We start from the raw sequence: 16,928 nt of genomic DNA, 5'->3' as shown, positions 1-16,928 counted from the left end.
TCGCTAAAAATCTTATTTAACAAGCTCTTTTAAGGTGGTAAATAGAAAAAAATTACAGTTTGAAATTATCTCGAAAAAGCTTACGTATCCTTAAGTGACTAAATCGAGTACCTTTTTATGGGATTATTCTTTCTGAAATGGTAAGATTATTCCGAAAAATAAAAAGGAGGGACTCTAATGTGTACAAAAGAACAAATTTCAAACTTATTTCGAAACTTTTCAATAAAGGAATGTAAAGGGTCAAGTGATTTATATGAATATTTATCAATGAAAATTGCTGAAGATGAGGAAGTACTTACACTATCGTCCTATGCTCAGGTAGGTCAACCAGTCCCAAACTTACTATTAGGTGCAGTACATTATTTATTGCTAGCAGGGAAAGAACATCATTTAAAAACGTATTATAGTAGTTTAGTTGAAAATGCTGATACAAATTTAGATAAAGCTTTTAATCATTTTAAAGATTTCTGTAAAGAGTACCGAGAAGAAATCATTACTTTGTTACAAACGAAACTCGTTCAAACAAATGAAGTAAGACGGTGCGCATACTTATACCCAAGTTTCTGCTACATATTTAACAAAGTGAAGAAGCCGTTAGCGTTAATTGAAATTGGGACAAGTTCTGGGTTGCAACTGTTCTGGGACCAATATCGTTATTCGTACGGGATGGATGAAATGTACGGAAATATAAATTCAAATGTGCATGTAACTTCTGAAATAAGAGGGGAGAATGTACCGCATTTTCTAAAAGAAAGCCCATCTGTCGTAGAAAGAATCGGACTGGACTTACATGTGAATGATTTACATAATGAGGAAGATTATTTATGGTTACGTGCTTTAATTTGGCCAGAACATAAAGAAAGGCTTGAGATGTTTGATCAAGCTGCATCTTTAGTGAAAAATGAATCTGTCCAATTAATAGAAGGAGACGGTGTAGAGCTATTATCATCTATTATTGAACAAATAAGTGAAGAAGCTGTTATTTGTATTTTCCATACACACGTCGCAAATCAAATACCAGAACAAGTAAAACATAAGTTAGAAAAACAAATACAAGAAATTGGCGCAAAACGTGATGTATTCCACCTGTATAACAACATGTGGGATCGTGACCTTCATATTGATTATTATATTAACGGAAACGAATATCGTGAAACGGTTGGAGAAACAGAAGGACATGGGAGATGGTTTAGCTGGAAGATTGGAAATGAGACGCTTATTTAGATTAATAGGGGCGCCCTCACTTGTAAAAGAAGGGACCATAGGCTCAAGCATTGACTAAATGGTTAAGGAATAAATGTATTAGTAACATACAAAAAATGCTTCGGAGAAATCCTAAGCATTTTTTGAATTACATTTAAACCCCATAATGGATCATGTACTTCTGTTCTGCTGCAGCTTGTACAATTTTTGAAGCTAACTCATTCAGCTCATCAGATTTTCTGAAGAACTTTGAGGATGTAACTGTTTCATAGAAAATTGCTAATGATTCAGGCGGGATAATTGTAATACCACAATAAGCTAAACCGTATTTCTGATTTTTGACTGTATGGAAGTAGGTTTTCATAATTGATAAATTTTGATTTAAACTACTGATAATATCATCATCAACAGATATACAATGATATTTCTCTGGTGTATAATCTTCGTAATTTTTTTGAGAAGTAAAATCGTCAATTATTCCAAAATCATGGACACATGCCATCATTATCATCCTTTCAACTTTAATAAAGTGAGTTCTATTAAAGTAAAATGGTCATTTTGTTTACGTGTAATAGAAATGATTATGTAGTTCATTAGTATAGTACTTCATAAAATATCTTCGTTTCTTCTTCGTGAAGACAGTTTACTTATCGGTAAACTCATCGGGAGCCCAAGTGGCGATTTCATTCCCAGGTGCAGCGACTACAAGCCATTGCTCACATAGGACACCAGCTTGCCAACATTCATAATAATCATGAAAACCATTTAAAAAAATAATTTGTCCACTCTCTAATGTAATAATTAAATGAGGGCTTTCTAAGCCAAGTTGTATATCGGTAACTTTTTGTCTTCTTATCTTACATATTCTTTCATATTCTTCTTTCTCAGAATAAACTTCAAATTCATCTTCATTTAATGGGTAGCTTTTTTGAGGTTTATTAAATAAAAACCATTTGGATTCGATATTGATATATAATTGTCCGTCATAATCAACTGAGTCGTGAAAGTTTGTGAAATGAATCTTTATAGCGCCTGGAGAAATACCAAATTGTAATCCATCAACTTGTGATCCGATAAAGAGATTTTTTAACACTTTTTCAGCGTAAATTTTATCCTCTGTATTCATTCTTGAATTCCTCCTTTTCATAAAAATATACCTTATATTTTTATTGTAATAAATAAATTTTCATGTAAAATGAACCTTTTGTGAAAAACGAGCGAATATAGTGTGAAGGATCATGAGAGGGGAACGGAGCTTTGGATGAAGTACAATTAAAAGAATGGCTATATAAACGAAAGTATGTTATCTAAAAAAGACCTTGAGAAAGTGTTACTTTCGATTGTTGAATAGATATTTAGTAAAAGAATTAACCAATAATTATATTATGTAAACTTTATTTATAAAACACCCATTTAAAAAATGGATGTTTTATATTTTAATATATTAGGTGGAATATATAGTTTAAAAAAGCGGAATACTTTGCGGAAAGTTAAAAACATTTTTCGGATCATATTTCGCTTTTACTTCCATTAATCGGTCAAAGTTGCAACTGAAGTATGCATCTGGCCAATTTTTAATGGATAGGTCAGGAGTATTAACATAGACACCTTTTGTAAAGGGGAGCATTGCCAAACGGAAGTCTTCACCCATCGAATACTTCCACCAGCACCTTCTGGTTGCTCCCAAGTAGCGAATATTGATATGTTTGATAGTGCTTTTCGGTAAAAGTAAGCAGTTGCTCATTTGGCACCTCAGCAACAGCACCGCCTAATCCGTGGAAAAATACGGAGGTGGTGGAAAAGGGTAAGTTAAATCGTAATTTCTATTTGATTGCCTTCTGGATCGCCTATTACACTTTCATAATAGCCATCTCCAGTAAAACGTGGTCCATTTAATAAAGGATAACCAGCATCTTTTATCACCTTTGTTAGTTCATTCACACGTTCTTCACTACCGACAGAAAAAGCCATATGAGCATAGCCGGTTATGTTTAAATTAGGCTTATTTTCAATCCCTTTTTTACGCATAAGTTCAAGTCTTGCTCCAGATTCGAACGTAATAAAATAAGATTCAAATTGTTTCGTTTTATTATGATATAAAGAGTTTGCTTTACCATTAAAGTATTTCATATAAAAATCACGCATACATTCTAAGTCATTTACCCAAATTGCAATATGTTCAATTTTCATAGGTTTCACCAATCCTATCTGTATCAATTAGGCTTCCACTGTATTAAATTTGCATTTGCATTGCAACAATTTTGCTTCGCTATTAAAGCTAGTTGTTAATTTTTGATTGTGTACGTACATACAATATGTAATTAAGTGAATGACCATCATAGTAATTACAGAAAAGGGTGAATACAGCATATGAATCAATTTGAGCAAATGATGTACGTTGGTGTCATCATGTCTATTGTACTATCCGTAATGATTTTAGGGTCCTTATATTATAATCCTCGACTTTCGTTAACTGATTATCCGAAAGATATTCAAAAAGTAGTTTTTCCAAAATCGATTCATGAAAAAAAGCAAACCATTTATTTTAATATTGTATATAATACTATTCTTTTCGGTACTCCTTTCGTTTCTACATATATACTACATAAGCATGAAAAGTTAATGTATATGGATGCCTATTTACACACTTTTGGTATTTTAATGATTTTCAATTTAGTAGATTTACTTATAATTGATTGGCTAATTTTTTGCTGGATTACTCCAAGGTTTGTTGTGATTCCTAGTACGGAAGGTATGAAAGGATATAAAGATTATAAGTTTCATTTAAGAGGGGCTATTGTCGCTACTCAAATTTTAGCAATCGTAAGTTTATTTTTGGCGGGAATTGCCACAACTATTTAGTGTGAAGAAGGGCATGGAGCTTTTATAAAAGATAAGGAGATTTATAATATATAGAATTAGAAATGAGAATTTGATAGTATTGGAGTAAGGAGTTTTAATAACAGTATATTAAACAATATTAATATACCGTTGCAAATGTTTTGATATTATGTAAAATTATACAATTTTACGGAGGCATTTGATAAAATTCAAAAAAATTTAATGGAGGCTAATATGAAAAAAGTAATTGGCGCAGCAACAGCAACTATTTTTGGATTGGGGGCGTTTACCACAACTGCTACCGCAGAAACAATTGTAACAGCAGATGTACTTAACGTACGTGAAAAACCGACTACAGAATCAAAAGTGGTCGAAAAAGTAAAGAATGGGCAAGAGTTAAAAGTCATAAATACCGAAGATGGCTGGTCAAAAATTGAGTTGAATGGTAAAGAAGTGTTTGTAAGTTCGGAGTTTACAAAAGATGTATATCATGTAACGGCGAATTTGTTAAATGTACGCACTGAAGCAAACACGGATTCAGAAATTCTTGGCAGACTAAAAAAAGATGATGTAATTGAATCAACGCATCAAGTAAAAGACGGATGGCTGCAATTTGAGTATAAAGGAAAAACTGCTTATGCAAACGTTTCTTTCCTATCAAGTACAGCACCAACTGAAAAGAAAACTGAAGAGAAAACGAAGCAAGTAGCGAAAGTACAAAAATCAGTTAAAGAAGAGAAAGAAGTAAAGACGCAGAAAGTAGCAAAAGCGAAAGAAACAACGAAAGCACAAGAAATAGTAAAGCCTAAAGAAGAGGTAAAAGTCAAAGAAGAAGTAAAAGTTAAAGAAGAACCGAAAGTGCAAGAAATAGTAAAGCCTAAAGAAGAAGAAAAAGTCAAAGAAGAAGTAAAAGCGCAAGAAATAGTAAAGCCTAAAGAAGAGGCAAAAGTCAAAGAAGAAGAGAAAGCGCAAGAAATAGTAAAGCCTAAAGAAGAGGTAAAAGTCACAGAAGAAGTAAAAGTTAAAGAAGAACCGAAAGTGCAAGAAATAGTAAAGCCTAAAGAAGAAAAAGTCAAAGAAGAAGTAAAAGCGCAAGAAATAGTAAAGCCTAAAGAAGAGGCAAAAGTCAAAGAAGAAGAGAAAGCGCAAGAAATAGTAAAAGCTAAAGAAGAAGAAAAAGTACAAGAAATAGCAAAAGCTAAAGAAGAAGAAAAAGCAAGAGAAATAGCAAAAGCTAAAGAAGAAGAGAAAGCAAGAGAAATAGCAAAAGTTAAAGAAGAAGAGAAAGCAAGAGAAATAGCAAAAGCTAAAGAAGAAGAGAAAGCAAGAGAAATAGCAAAAGCTAAAGAAGAAGAGAAAGCAAGAGAAATAGCAAAGGCTAAAGAAGAAGAGAGAGCGAAAGAAGTATCTAAAAACAACATACAGTCTGCTAAACGTGAATTAACGGTAGTAGCGACAGCGTATACTGCTGATCCAAGTGAAAATGGTACATATGGTGGACGCGTTTTAACTGCGATGGGGCATGATTTAACGGAAAATCCGAATATGAGAATTATCGCAGTTGACCCGAAAGTAATCCCATTAGGATCTAAAGTATGGGTAGAAGGTTATGGAGAAGCTATCGCTGGTGATACTGGAAGTGCAATTAAAGGTAATCGTATTGATGTTTTAATGGGTTCAAAAAGTAAAGCTATGAATTGGGGAAGACAAACTGTTAAAGTGAAAATTTTATAGTAACAATAATTATCCAAATAGAAGTCAGTTCTCTTTATTGAGGCTGGCTTTTATTTTTTTAGTGGAAGTATAATAGGATTTTTAAATGGCTTATTACTAAACCTGTAACAAAACATAAAAATTGTATGATGTTTAGAAAATAAAACTATTAAGAATGAGGTAAGGAAGTAGAACAGAAGGTTATTGAGAAGTAGAGAAGAGTAGTATGTTGAAAACGAAGGATTAACGTATAATGAAATGTATAAATTGGATCAAATCGTTTACTAAACACTTTCACTCATAATAGTGTAATTAAGTTCAAAGGATAGGTGTATTTCATGAAAGAAGTAAGAGAATATATTGAAACAAAGAAACAAGGTGTATTGGAGCTGCAAATAAAAGAAACTGAAGAAAAGTTAGGTGCTGCTTTCCCAAATCAATATAGGGATCTTATTAAATTAGTTAATAATGCTGAAATAGGGGAATGGATACTATATCCGATTAAAGATAATAGAAATGTAACGAAAACTTGGGATGATATAGTTAGACAAAATGTTGACATGAGAGATGAGTATATGCCAGAAAACCTTATCATAATTGGTGACGATGGTTCAGGGGATAAATTGTGCTTTAAAATAAATAATGGAAAAATGGATGATGAAATATACATTTGGTATCACGCGGATGACGAAATGGAAGAAATATCTCCGAGTTTAAAAGAATTTATTATGGAAACTATTCAGGAAGACGATGTTTTTTAGTCTTAATTATTATCATTTTGTGAATCATTCTTATAAAAGGCGAGGATAGAATATGACAACAGAATTATATGGTGCACATTGCAAAGAAAGGAAAGGGTATAGAGTAATTGAAGGAAGAGGTTCATATAATCATTATTTTGGCGGTCAAGATTGTAATTTGCCAGTATGTAAGTTATGCGGTGAAAAGATGCATCAAATTCTCTGTTTTGATTTAAAAGATGGGAGACTTGCTGAACTTAAAAGTAATGAACTAAATATTTTACCATTCGTTTCATGCTTGAACTGCGCGATGGTATGGGAACCGCAATATTTTCAGTTAAGTGATGGAGGGAAAACTGTTCAAATCATACAGCAGCAAAATATAGAAGAATGGATAATGGAAGAGGAATATAAGTTACCAGTTTCATTACCAAAAACAACGGTAAAGCTTATAAATATGAAAAATGAAGATATACCTATAGATGAAGATAGTTACTGGGAAGCTTTTGACTTGTTCGGTTCTGAATATGTATGTAGATTATTAGGGGTACCATTATATGATGATCTTCCAAAGGATTTGGCGTGTCCAACTTGTGCGAAAGAGATGAAATATGTTGCTACAATTACTCAAGATATTGAGGAACGTGGACTTATTTCAGTAGTTAATTTCCAGTTTGGGGAAATGAATATATACTATTATTTATGTATAGATTGTTTAATTATAAAAACTGAAATACAAAATACATAACAAGCCTAACATATTATGTTAGGCTTGTTTTTTGATCGCAACATCATTAAGAATTGCATCAAATATATCTTTTTGCGTAAAGTTATCTGTAAAAATAGTTTCTCTGGCAACCTTAATAGTATCGTGCGGATTATACCATTTTTGTAGGGAATCTTCACCAAATTCGTGTCGTTTGTCCCTTGTGTTATGTCGTCTAATAGTTTCCTCTAATGATAAATCAAAGTAATATGCAAATGCATTTTCATCAAAATAACGAATTAATTCTTTTAACATCTCACCATACCTATGACTGTTCAATATACCTTCTAAAATAACAAATTCACATTTTCCTTTTCCGTACTTCGTAATTTCAAATAGTAAATCATGTGATAAATTACCCATTGTGTCGTGTACTCTAAGCATATCTCTACGTACAATATCCTGTGATACTAAAAGTGTCCCTTGTCCGAAATGTTCTTGTAGTTGTTTTGCAATCGTTGTTTTACCACTTGCGGAGTTTCCTCTAAGAATGATTAAAGTGGATGTAAATATAGGATTAGACATAATGTATTCCCCCCAAACAGCATTAATTATATAGAAAATTTTAACAAATAAAGTAAGGAAAGTGTATAATCAATATGATGGATATTTAAGGAGGGGGTAAGATGGGGGATATATTAAAAAATGCACAACCTATATGGAAACGGACTTGGTTTCGTTATCTAGGGGCATTTTTTATTGTTCAGTTACTGTTTATTTTGTGTGAAATAACTAGGTGGGTACCAAACTTTAGGCCAGGCGGAGAGTTTTTTAATAGAATATTAAATTCTCAATTTTTCACTGAATGGTTCACACTCTATACAATCCCGCAATTTAACGTATTTACAGCATTTTTTGCGATTACATTACTACCATATGCATTAGTAGGTGCAATGAAAGATGTAACAGCAAGAAAAAATATAAAGGAATAATAGAGGTATAATATGCTTTTTCAAAAAGAAGGTTTATTGATTAGATACGTAATGGAAGATGATGCATCTATCATTTCTAAATGGTTAACGGACCCAGCAGTCCTGCGGTATTACGAAGGACGAGATAATCCGCAATCTGTAGAAAAGGTGCTTGATCATTTTATACATAGTCCAAACAGTAATGAAAAAAGATGTTTAATAGAATTTGATACCATTCCGATTGGTTACATACAAATGTATCCAGTGGATTCAGAGTGGAAAGCGTTATATGGCTATAAAGAATCACAAAATGTATGGGGTATGGACCAATTTATCGGTGAACCAGCCTATTGGGGAAAGGGAATTGGAACAAAACTCGTTCAGGCAGCAATTACATATATTATGGGTGAAATGGGAGCAGAAGCAATTGCAATGGATCCGAAAGTAAATAATGAACGGGCAATAAAGTGTTATGAAAAAAGTGGATTTAAAAAAGTAAAGATTTTAAAGGAACATGAGTTGCATGAGGGGAAATTAGAAGATTGTTGGATGATGGAATATAAACAATAATAATGGCTTATACAAACAAAGGGGGATGTGTGAAATGAAAAAAGCATTAATCGTAATTGATGTGCAAGCGGGTATGTATACAGCTGGAATGCCAGTACATAATGGGGGAAAGTTTTTACAAACACTGCAAGAGCTTATTAGGGAATGTCGTTCAAATGATATTCCAGTTATTTATATCCGACATAACGGTCCTAAAGACCATCCGTTAGAAAAAGGTACGGATGGATGGCGAATCCATGCGGCCATCGCTCCGCAAGAAGGAGATAATATAGTTGAAAAGACGACTCCAGATTCATTCCATAATACAAACTTAAGCGAAGTGTTACAAGAGAAAGGAATTGAACACGTTATTCTTTCGGGAATGCAAACAGAGTATTGTGTAGATACGACAACGCGCAGAGCATGTAGTGAAGGATATAAAGTAACGTTAGTGAGTGATGCACATAGTACATTTAATACAGAAGTGTTACGTGCTGAAGATATTGTGAAACATCATAACGCAGTATTGGGAGCGTTTGCGGATGTTGTTGCAGTAAAAGACTTAAAAGTGGCTGCCTCTAAATAAGAGGCAGTTTTTTATTAGAAAAAATAGCGTCAAATATTGTTAGTAGGTCGGTATTTTGAAATAATCACTTATATAATTTCACGTACCATAATGAAAAAATACAAAAAAGGAGCACCACATAATTAAAAAGGGCGCTCCTGCATTAAAACGTTACTTTTTTTTATCTTTATCCAATATATTTTGTTCTTCAGCAAACTCTGTACCATATGCAAAGCGGCGATTAATACGAATGTTATCATTGTTGTGCCTTGTATGAGAGTTAGAGAAGCGATGAACGATTACTTCAGATAAAGTGAAGACGATGGCAGAAAGGATACTGCCCCATGCAATTTGCATATAGTTGTCTAATAAAATATTACCGAAAATCCATACGCTTAAATATGTTAATAAGAAATCCGACATAATGGCACCAGTATTGCCAATTCGATTTAAAATGATTTTATCAACGAACATGTAGGATACGATTGTAACAAAGAGACTGAATGAAATAATTTGAACAAACGTTGCAGGGAAAAATAAAGCAAGCCCAATGCTAAATGCGATAATGCACGATATAAACTTGATAAGCACTACTGTGAAATCATTCAAAATTTACACCTCCGATTTATACATAGTTTTTCAATAAATTCTGGAGTTCATACATTGTAACGGATTTATTTACATAAAACTTTTTCATGTTCGGAATTTAGTCTAAATATTATAAAAACAATGAAAAAATGTTATAGTAAAATGAGAGTGTATGACATTTTTAGGTAAGGGGGAATCCAGGATGTGGATTACTTCAGAAGTAGAAATTCCAGATGAGTTAATTGATCACCTTGAGCAAGGAAAGTTAGTATTATTTGTTGGAGCGGGAGTTTCTATGAAAGGGAAATCAAACTTACCGAATTTTGATGATTTAGTTGATGAAATTGCAAAAACGTTATATGTCGAAAAACGTGAAATAACAGAACCACATGATTATTATCTTGGTAAAATTGCGAAAACAAAAGATGTACATCAAGTCGCAAGAGATCTTGTTCATATAGAGAAATCAAAACCGAATCCATTGCATTATGCAATTCCAAGGCTATTTCCTTTAGATACAGAAATCCGCATTGTAACAACAAATTTTGATCAACATTTTACAACAGCAATTAAAGAAATAAATAGAGATATCAATGTTTATTACGCTCCAGCTTTACCGACTGGGAGAGCTTTTAAAGGTCTTGCTTATATACATGGTAATGTAGAACAGGAGAAAGAGGCTTTAATTTTAACAGATGGTGATTTTGGAAGGGCTTACTTAACGGAAGGGTGGGCGAGAAGATTTTTAGTTGATCTATTCTCAAATTACACCGTTTTATTCATTGGATATAGTCATAATGACCCAGTAATGAAATATTTAGCAACTGGTTTACCACCAAGTACAAGACGATTTGCTTTTGTCGCACAAGGAGAAAATACGTACCATTGGGAACATTTAGGGATAAGACCAATTGTGTATCCGAATAAGGTGAATAATCATCAATCCCTCGTAAAAGCGGTAAAACGCTGGGCTGAATTAATGGGTGATAATTATATTACGAAAAGAATGCGTATTCGGGATATTGTAACGGTTCCCCCGTCAGTAGAACAGGAACAATTATCATACATAAAGCAATCGATTAAAAAAATTGAAACAGTGCGTTACTTTGTGGAATTTGCTCATGATTATGAATGGGTCGAATGGTTAGAAGCAGAAGGTAAATTACAAAATTTGTTTATGCTTACGCCAAACTATAATGAAGTAGATGAATTACTTGCAGAATGGTTAGTGGAACAATTTCTTTTTAGTCATCAGAAAGAATTATTTCAATTAATTTATAAAAACTATTCTAAAATATCACCGTTATTATGGAGAACAATTTGTAACTACTTAAACGAAACGAAGAGTAAGATGGACCCGCTGTTGTTTGCAAGGTGGACACTCCTTTTATTAGAAACAGCTGAAAAAGATAGTAGCTCTATAGAAAAGATTTCTAAGTTACTGCAAAAATGTTCTTTTCCTGAGCATAAAGAAATTGCCTTATTGTTACTAACTTTTATTTTAGACGGAAAACTGAAGTTGAAACGTGTAAGAAAATGGGGAAATGATACGCAAGAATCAATAGAACTCGAGGAATCGAGTCGCTTACCAGTATCTACATTTTCTCATGTGGAGCAAATTTGGAACGAAAAGATGAGGCCATATATCGCTTATTATGCTGTTCCAATTATGATGATTGGATTAGAAAAATTGAGAATGTTGTCGTTAAGACAAACGGCACTGAAAAAAAGAAATAAGGAAAATGTAGAGAAAGAGTTTTATCAAAATGATCTTGCATTTTTAATACGAATTGTAAAAGAGTGTCTAACTTATTTATGCGAAAACAATGAGAAAAAAGCGGATTATTATATTACAGAAATGATAGAAGCAAATAGTGTACTTCAAAAGCGAATTGCAATTGATGCGATGAATAAAAATATTTTTGTTCGTGTAGATGACAAAATGAAATGGTTGTTACATGAAGGACTTCTTTTAGATTTCACTTATAAACACGAAGTTTTTCAACTTTTAAAAAGGCATTATGCACATTGTTTAGAAAAAACAAAAGAAGAAGTCACTCGAACTGTAATAAAGCATCTTACAGAAGAGAGGGTATTTGATGCATGTCTCGTATTAGACTTATTATTCAAGTGTGATTCGAATAGCCCATCTACGGCAAATGGGTATGAGTTAATGAAGCAAAAGCATCCTCATTTTCATTCTGAACGATACAGTGTACAAAAGAAAGAAGATACAGCAGAAAGCATTACTTGTAATGTAACTGCTGACGGATTATTGCAGCTGAAAGATGTTGAAATTATGAAGCAAGTTCAGCAATTTTCGCAAGATGGTGTTTTTGAACAACGCCATTTTTTAGAGATGTTATCAAAAGCATGTAAATTAAACACAGAATGGAGTATTTCATTTGCATACCAATTAGTAGGAGTGCAAGAAATAAGTAATGAAGTATGGTTTGTTTGTATTAGAGAATGGCGAAATAATCGAGGATTGACGAATGAGCAAATCCAAAAAATTATTCCGCTATTGCAGAAATTTGTTAGAAATACTGCTTTTCATTGGTTAATTAGTAGTTTTCTATATGAAATTAGTAATCGACTAGAAGAGTTAGAAGAGAACAGTATACGTGTTGTAAAACGATTTGCTTTTTCAGTGTTCCCTCAAGTTATGAAGAGTGATACAGACTTTAAGCTTGGGAAACAAGATTTTTATAATGAATCAATTCAGCATCCAGTTGGAAAAATGACGGCTGTATTATTAAAGTTGTTATCATATGATCATTTATACGATCGTAATGTATATGAATATTTATTTTTATTTGAAGAACAAGTAAGAGTTAATTCGGAACGAACAAACTTTATGTTTGCTCGTTTAATAGCAGATATTACATTTCTATATCATATTGAAAAACAATGGTGCCGAAAATATTTGTTACCATACTTAGATTTAAAAAAACAAAATGAGATTACGGAATATGCATGGGCCGGCTTATGTTACACGCAAATAAATTTACCTTTATTTACAGAAATGAAGCGATTTATTAAGTATGCGATAGAACATTTGGAAGTATTACATCCGCATACGAGAGAAGCTTTCTTGAAGTGGCTTAGCTTTGTATTTATTAAATGTGTACTATATTGGGAGCAAAAAACAAATTGGTTATACCCGTTACTCATACTAGAAAATGAAGAAAATAAAATTAAGTTTATGCAGTTTTTATGCTATTACGTCAAAACATTAAGTGTAAAAGAACAACAAAAGTTTTGGACAGCTTGGCTCAGTGTATTTTTGCGAGAACGACCAAAAATGGGTGAGATAACTGCGAGAGAATATGTGATGCTTTTACGTATTATTTTATACATGGATGAAATATTAGAAAAAGGATTATGTATTATGTCTCGTGCATTTTCAAGTGTACATGGTAAATGTACAGGTGAGGAAATGAAGCGGTTATTAATTGAAATGCTTCATAAAAAAGAAAGTATGAAAGCGCATAAAGAAATGTTTGCAAATGTGTTTTTTATTTTACTACAAACATGTCACGAAGCCGTTTTATTTGAAAAAGAAATCATACAAATAAAAGAATTATTAGTTCAGTATGAAGTAGAGGAATATGTTTTACATTTACTAGAAAATGAAATAATTCGCATAGGAATTGTAATGGGTGATTTACAAAAAGAATTATAGGACGAAAGTGGAATTTAAAAAAATATATAAAAAGTTGTTGACAGTGTTTTGAAAAGCGTTCTATAATACGAATCATACTTATTCAATTTCAAAAACATTTGAATAAACAAAGTGCAATGAAGAGATCACAGTAGTGGTTAGTCTTACTGTAACAGAGAGCTGGTGGTTGGTGTGAACCAGTACAGGGATAATCATGAATTACAGTCTTGGAGCATCTTTTTCGTAATAAAGATAGTTTGTCTTTATGAGGAAAAAGCGGTCAATTGATCGTTAACAGTGAAGAGAGGTAGACGGAAAGTTAGTCTACAACTAGGGTGGTACCGCGATAAATATCGTCCCTACTGATTTATTCAGTAGGGACTTTTTGTATTTTAGTGGTTCAACTTGAAAATTAAATAGTCATGCATTGAAAGGAAAAGCAGTAGTTGTTGTTTCCCTGTAACAGAGAGCTGGTGGTTGGTGCAAACCAGTACATAAACAAGAGCGAATTACAGTCCTGGAGCATCTTTTTCGTAGTAAAGATAGTATTGTCTTTATGAAGGGAAAGACGGTCAGATGATCGTTAACAATGAAGAGAGGTAGACGAAAGAAGTCTACAACTAGGGTGGTACCGCGATAAATATCGTCCCTACTGATTGAATCAGTAGGGCTTTTTTGTACAAAAAAGTGGGTTTTTAACTAGTAGTTCATGTCTTTGTACGAATTATTAGTTTAAAATAAGAAGAGGTATCGATTCCACTATAAATTTGTATAATTAGTCAGTTCAGAAAATAGAGAATTTTTTATTCTCTTACTATACTTTTAAAACATTAGAGGAGGATTTCCAAATGGCAAATCATGAATTAGATCAATTACGTAAACAGGTAGATGAAATTAACTTACAACTATTACACCTTTTAAACAAACGTGGTGAAATTGTTCAAAAAATTGGAGAGCAAAAGCAAGTACAAGGCACGAAACGCTTTGATCCAGTACGTGAGCGTGAAGTACTTGATATGATTGCAGAGCATAACGAAGGACCATTCGAAACATCAACAGTTCAACATATTTTCAAAACGATTTTCAAAGCAAGCTTAGAGTTACAAGAAGATGATAACCGTAAAGCGTTACTAGTATCACGTAAAAAGAAACAAGAAAATACAATTGTTGATGTAAAAGGTGAATTGATTGGAAACGGAACACAAACGTTCATCATGGGACCTTGTGCAGTAGAAAGTTTAGAACAAGTTCGTCAAGTAGGGCAAGCGATGAAAGACCAAGGCTTAAAATTAATGCGCGGCGGTGCATTCAAACCGAGAACTTCTCCATATGATTTCCAGGGTTTAGGAGTAGAAGGACTTCAAATTTTACGTCAAGTAGCAGACGAGTTTGACTTAGCAATTATTAGTGAAATTTTAAATCCGAACGATGTTGAAATGGCATTAGACTACGTTGATGTAATTCAAGTTGGCGCACGTAACATGCAAAACTTCGATTTATTACGAGCTGTAGGTAAAGTTAACAAACCAGTATTATTAAAACGTGGATTAGCAGCAACAATTGATGAGTTCATTAACGCAGCGGAATACATCATTGCGCAAGGTAACGATCAAATTATTCTTTGTGAGCGCGGTATCCGCACATACGAAAGAGCAACACGTAACACATTAGACATTTCTGCAGTACCAATTTTAAAGAAAGAAACACATTTACCAGTTATCGTTGATGTAACACATTCAACTGGACGCAGAGATTTATTATTACCAACAGCGAAAGCGGCACTTGCAATTGGTGCAGATGCAGTAATGGCTGAAGTTCATCCAGATCCAGCAGTTGCATTATCAGATTCTGCACAACAAATGGACATTCCAGAATTCCATAGATTCATGGATGAGTTAAAAGGTTTCAAAAATAAATTATCTTAATTCCATATCATATATGCATTGAAGAGGAAACAGTAGTGCTTATCTCACTGTTAAAGAGAGCTGATGGTCGGTGTGAATCAGTACAAAGGTAAGCATGAATTACAGCCTTGGAGCATCTTTCCCGACAACTTTTGGAGGGTAAGACGGTCGAACGATCGTTAAAGAAGAAGAGAGGTAGACGAAAGAAGTCTACAACTAGGGTGGTACCGCGATAAACATCGTCCCTACTGAGCGCTCAGTAGGGACTTTTTTGTACAAAAAAATAGTAAAGGGGCAAGAGAAATGAGATACATTACAGCTGGAGAATCACATGGACCGCAGTTAACAGTTATTTTAGAAGGTGTACCAGCAGGTTTGACACTTACGGCGGAACATATTAATAAAGAATTATTAAGAAGACAAAAAGGTCATGGACGCGGAAGACGTATGCAAATTGAAACAGATACAGTTGAAATTGTAAGTGGTGTTCGTCACGGGATGACACTTGGATCACCGATTACGTTAATTGTAAAAAATGATGATTTCAAACATTGGACGAAAGTAATGGGTGCAGAGCCAATTTCGGAAAAAGAAAGTAAAGACATGAAACGTACAATTACAAAACCACGTCCCGGACATGCAGATTTAAATGGAGCAATTAAATATGGTCATCGTGATATAAGAAACGTATTAGAGCGGTCATCTGCAAGAGAAACGACAGTTCGTGTAGCTGCTGGTGCAGTTGCAAAACAAATTTTAAGCGAATTAGGCGTGGGAATTGCAGGACATGTTCTTGAAATTGGTGGAGTAAAAGCAAAACATATTTCAAACTTATCAATTGAAGAAATTCAAACAATTACTGAAAACTCACCAGTTCGATGTTTAGATGAAGAAGTAGAGCAAGAAATGATGAATGCGATTGACAACGCAAAAAGTAGTGGAGATTCAATCGGTGGTATTGTGGAAGTCATTGCAGAAGGTATGCCGATTGGCGTTGGTAGTTACGTTCATTACGATCGTAAATTAGATGCAAAACTTGCTGGTGCAATTATGAGTATAAATGCATTTAAAGGTGCTGAAATCGGCGTAGGTTTTGAAGCGGCACGACAACCAGGAAGCAAAGTGCATGATGAAATTCTGTGGGATGAAGAAAAAGGATACACGAGAAAAACGAATAATGCCGGCGGTTTAGAAGGCGGTATGACAACAGGTATGCCAATTATCGTAAGAGGCGTGATGAAGCCAATTCCTACTTTATACAAACCGTTAGCAAGCGTTGATATTGATACGAAAGAAGCATTCCAAGCGAGTATTGAAAGATCTGATAGTTGCGCAGTACCAGCAGCGGGTGTAGTAGCTGAATCTGTTGTGGCATGGGAACTTGCAGATGCACTAGTCGAACAATTCGGAAAAGATCGTATGGAATTATTAAAACAAAACATTATGCAACACAATAACTACGCAAAAGAATTTTAATAAAAAGG

At 33.6% G+C, this 16,928-nt stretch carries 16 protein-coding genes, 1 pseudogene and 3 other annotated features; of the genes and pseudogenes, 11 read left to right on the top strand and 6 right to left on the bottom strand.

Translation table 11 applies throughout. The annotated features are described in order from the left end of the window. The first annotated feature begins 177 nt into the window (after nt 1-177). Nucleotides 178-1,224: a DUF2332 domain-containing protein gene (locus NST27_RS14285; RefSeq protein ID WP_000337434.1), complete on the top strand. Its 1,047-nt coding sequence runs from the start codon at nt 178-180 to the stop codon at nt 1,222-1,224. A 133-nt stretch (nt 1,225-1,357) separates the two neighbouring features. On the opposite strand, the gene NST27_RS14280 is transcribed toward NST27_RS14285, so the two are convergent. The 4 genes and pseudogenes from NST27_RS14280 to NST27_RS14265 all read right to left on the bottom strand — a co-directional run bounded on the left by NST27_RS14280 (nt 1,358) and on the right by NST27_RS14265 (nt 3,393). Then, entirely contained in the window at nt 1,358-1,708 is a 351-nt protein-coding gene (locus tag NST27_RS14280; RefSeq protein WP_001999997.1) for a hypothetical protein, read from the bottom strand. Between the two features lie 138 nt (nt 1,709-1,846). Continuing rightward, entirely contained in the window at nt 1,847-2,329 is a 483-nt protein-coding gene (locus NST27_RS14275) for a hypothetical protein (RefSeq protein ID WP_001090919.1), read from the bottom strand. Nucleotides 2,330-2,665: 336 nt separating this feature from the next. After that, nucleotides 2,666-3,008 (bottom strand): annotated as a pseudogene (locus NST27_RS14270) (BBE domain-containing protein); the annotation flags it as partial. Nucleotides 3,009-3,012: 4 nt separating this feature from the next. Next, nucleotides 3,013-3,393 carry a VOC family protein gene (locus tag NST27_RS14265; protein WP_000687534.1) on the bottom strand — a complete coding sequence of 127 codons (381 nt, stop codon included), beginning with the start codon at nt 3,391-3,393 and terminating at the stop codon, nt 3,013-3,015. Between the two features lie 180 nt (nt 3,394-3,573). On the opposite strand from NST27_RS14265, the gene NST27_RS14260 reads away from it, so the two are divergent. From NST27_RS14260 to NST27_RS14245, 4 genes are all read left to right on the top strand, one after another. Continuing rightward, nucleotides 3,574-4,065 (top strand): hypothetical protein, encoded by a 492-nt coding sequence (locus NST27_RS14260; protein ID WP_001071244.1) that lies wholly within the window; start codon nt 3,574-3,576, stop codon nt 4,063-4,065. A 213-nt stretch (nt 4,066-4,278) separates the two neighbouring features. Further along, the gene (entB, locus tag NST27_RS14255; protein ID WP_341035164.1) at nt 4,279-5,778 is read left to right on the top strand and encodes a cell wall-binding protein EntB; all 1,500 of its coding nucleotides are present in this window, start codon (nt 4,279-4,281) and stop codon (nt 5,776-5,778) included. A 317-nt stretch (nt 5,779-6,095) separates the two neighbouring features. Then, complete coding sequence (locus tag NST27_RS14250; protein ID WP_000665936.1) at nt 6,096-6,518, top strand: SMI1/KNR4 family protein; 423 nt, start codon at nt 6,096-6,098, stop codon at nt 6,516-6,518. 52 nt (nt 6,519-6,570) lie between these two features. Further along, a complete protein-coding gene (locus NST27_RS14245; RefSeq protein WP_000206085.1) occupies nt 6,571-7,245 on the top strand; it encodes a hypothetical protein in 675 nt (224 codons plus the stop codon). An 18-nt stretch (nt 7,246-7,263) separates the two neighbouring features. Here the strand turns inward: NST27_RS14245 and NST27_RS14240 are convergent, their stop codons facing one another. Beyond that, a complete protein-coding gene (locus NST27_RS14240; RefSeq protein ID WP_000070079.1) occupies nt 7,264-7,788 on the bottom strand; it encodes a kinase in 525 nt (174 codons plus the stop codon). 101 nt (nt 7,789-7,889) lie between these two features. On the opposite strand from NST27_RS14240, the gene NST27_RS14235 reads away from it, so the two are divergent. Genes NST27_RS14235 through NST27_RS14225 form a run of 3 tightly spaced genes read left to right on the top strand, consistent with a single transcriptional unit; the run spans nt 7,890 to nt 9,309 of the window. Further along, nucleotides 7,890-8,195: a YfzA family protein gene (locus NST27_RS14235; RefSeq protein WP_000502343.1), complete on the top strand. Its 306-nt coding sequence runs from the start codon at nt 7,890-7,892 to the stop codon at nt 8,193-8,195. A gap of 12 nt (nt 8,196-8,207) precedes the next feature. Continuing rightward, nucleotides 8,208-8,744: a GNAT family N-acetyltransferase gene (locus NST27_RS14230; protein WP_000898772.1), complete on the top strand. Its 537-nt coding sequence runs from the start codon at nt 8,208-8,210 to the stop codon at nt 8,742-8,744. A gap of 34 nt (nt 8,745-8,778) precedes the next feature. Then, complete coding sequence (locus NST27_RS14225) at nt 8,779-9,309, top strand: cysteine hydrolase family protein (protein ID WP_000709542.1); 531 nt, start codon at nt 8,779-8,781, stop codon at nt 9,307-9,309. Between the two features lie 150 nt (nt 9,310-9,459). On the opposite strand, the gene NST27_RS14220 is transcribed toward NST27_RS14225, so the two are convergent. Then, the gene (locus tag NST27_RS14220; protein ID WP_000997702.1) at nt 9,460-9,897 is read right to left on the bottom strand and encodes a YndM family protein; all 438 of its coding nucleotides are present in this window, start codon (nt 9,895-9,897) and stop codon (nt 9,460-9,462) included. A 181-nt stretch (nt 9,898-10,078) separates the two neighbouring features. Between NST27_RS14220 and NST27_RS14215 the strand changes: the two genes are divergently transcribed. From NST27_RS14215 to aroC, 3 genes are all read left to right on the top strand, one after another. Beyond that, complete coding sequence (locus tag NST27_RS14215) at nt 10,079-13,561, top strand: DUF4020 domain-containing protein (protein ID WP_000265225.1); 3,483 nt, start codon at nt 10,079-10,081, stop codon at nt 13,559-13,561. 107 nt (nt 13,562-13,668) lie between these two features. After that, nucleotides 13,669-13,904, top strand: a binding site (T-box leader). A gap of 54 nt (nt 13,905-13,958) precedes the next feature. Continuing rightward, nucleotides 13,959-14,194 (top strand) — a binding site (T-box leader). A gap of 194 nt (nt 14,195-14,388) precedes the next feature. Beyond that, a complete protein-coding gene (locus NST27_RS14210; RefSeq protein ID WP_001273575.1) occupies nt 14,389-15,465 on the top strand; it encodes a bifunctional 3-deoxy-7-phosphoheptulonate synthase/chorismate mutase in 1,077 nt (358 codons plus the stop codon). A gap of 9 nt (nt 15,466-15,474) precedes the next feature. Further along, nucleotides 15,475-15,694 (top strand) — a binding site (T-box leader). Nucleotides 15,695-15,747: 53 nt separating this feature from the next. After that, on the top strand, nt 15,748-16,920 hold the full coding sequence (aroC, locus tag NST27_RS14205) for a chorismate synthase (protein ID WP_001269427.1): 1,173 nt from the start codon (nt 15,748-15,750) through the stop codon (nt 16,918-16,920). Nucleotides 16,921-16,928 lie beyond the last annotated feature (8 nt).

Source organism: Bacillus sp. FSL W8-0770, assembly GCF_038008705.1.
Classification (GTDB): Bacteria; Bacillota; Bacilli; order Bacillales; family Bacillaceae_G; genus Bacillus_A; species Bacillus_A cereus.
The sequence above is the reverse complement of the archived record's forward strand: the minus strand, read 5'-3'. Positions and strand labels throughout refer to the sequence as shown.

Excerpts from the sequence above, each read along its gene's own strand:
- NST27_RS14285 (WP_000337434.1), top strand. The coding sequence starts at position 178 with ATGTGTACAAAAGAACAAATTTCAAACTTATTTCGAAACTTTTCAATA.
- NST27_RS14280 (WP_001999997.1), bottom strand. The coding sequence starts at position 1,708 with ATGATGGCATGTGTCCATGATTTTGGAATAATTGACGATTTTACTTCT.
- NST27_RS14275 (WP_001090919.1), bottom strand. The coding sequence starts at position 2,329 with ATGAATACAGAGGATAAAATTTACGCTGAAAAAGTGTTAAAAAATCTC.
- NST27_RS14265 (WP_000687534.1), bottom strand. The coding sequence starts at position 3,393 with ATGAAAATTGAACATATTGCAATTTGGGTAAATGACTTAGAATGTATG.
- NST27_RS14260 (WP_001071244.1), top strand. The coding sequence starts at position 3,574 with ATGAATCAATTTGAGCAAATGATGTACGTTGGTGTCATCATGTCTATT.
- entB (WP_341035164.1), top strand. The coding sequence starts at position 4,279 with ATGAAAAAAGTAATTGGCGCAGCAACAGCAACTATTTTTGGATTGGGG.
- NST27_RS14250 (WP_000665936.1), top strand. The coding sequence starts at position 6,096 with ATGAAAGAAGTAAGAGAATATATTGAAACAAAGAAACAAGGTGTATTG.
- NST27_RS14245 (WP_000206085.1), top strand. The coding sequence starts at position 6,571 with ATGACAACAGAATTATATGGTGCACATTGCAAAGAAAGGAAAGGGTAT.
- NST27_RS14240 (WP_000070079.1), bottom strand. The coding sequence starts at position 7,788 with ATGTCTAATCCTATATTTACATCCACTTTAATCATTCTTAGAGGAAAC.
- NST27_RS14235 (WP_000502343.1), top strand. The coding sequence starts at position 7,890 with ATGGGGGATATATTAAAAAATGCACAACCTATATGGAAACGGACTTGG.
- NST27_RS14230 (WP_000898772.1), top strand. The coding sequence starts at position 8,208 with ATGCTTTTTCAAAAAGAAGGTTTATTGATTAGATACGTAATGGAAGAT.
- NST27_RS14225 (WP_000709542.1), top strand. The coding sequence starts at position 8,779 with ATGAAAAAAGCATTAATCGTAATTGATGTGCAAGCGGGTATGTATACA.
- NST27_RS14215 (WP_000265225.1), top strand. The coding sequence starts at position 10,079 with ATGTGGATTACTTCAGAAGTAGAAATTCCAGATGAGTTAATTGATCAC.
- NST27_RS14210 (WP_001273575.1), top strand. The coding sequence starts at position 14,389 with ATGGCAAATCATGAATTAGATCAATTACGTAAACAGGTAGATGAAATT.
- aroC (WP_001269427.1), top strand. The coding sequence starts at position 15,748 with ATGAGATACATTACAGCTGGAGAATCACATGGACCGCAGTTAACAGTT.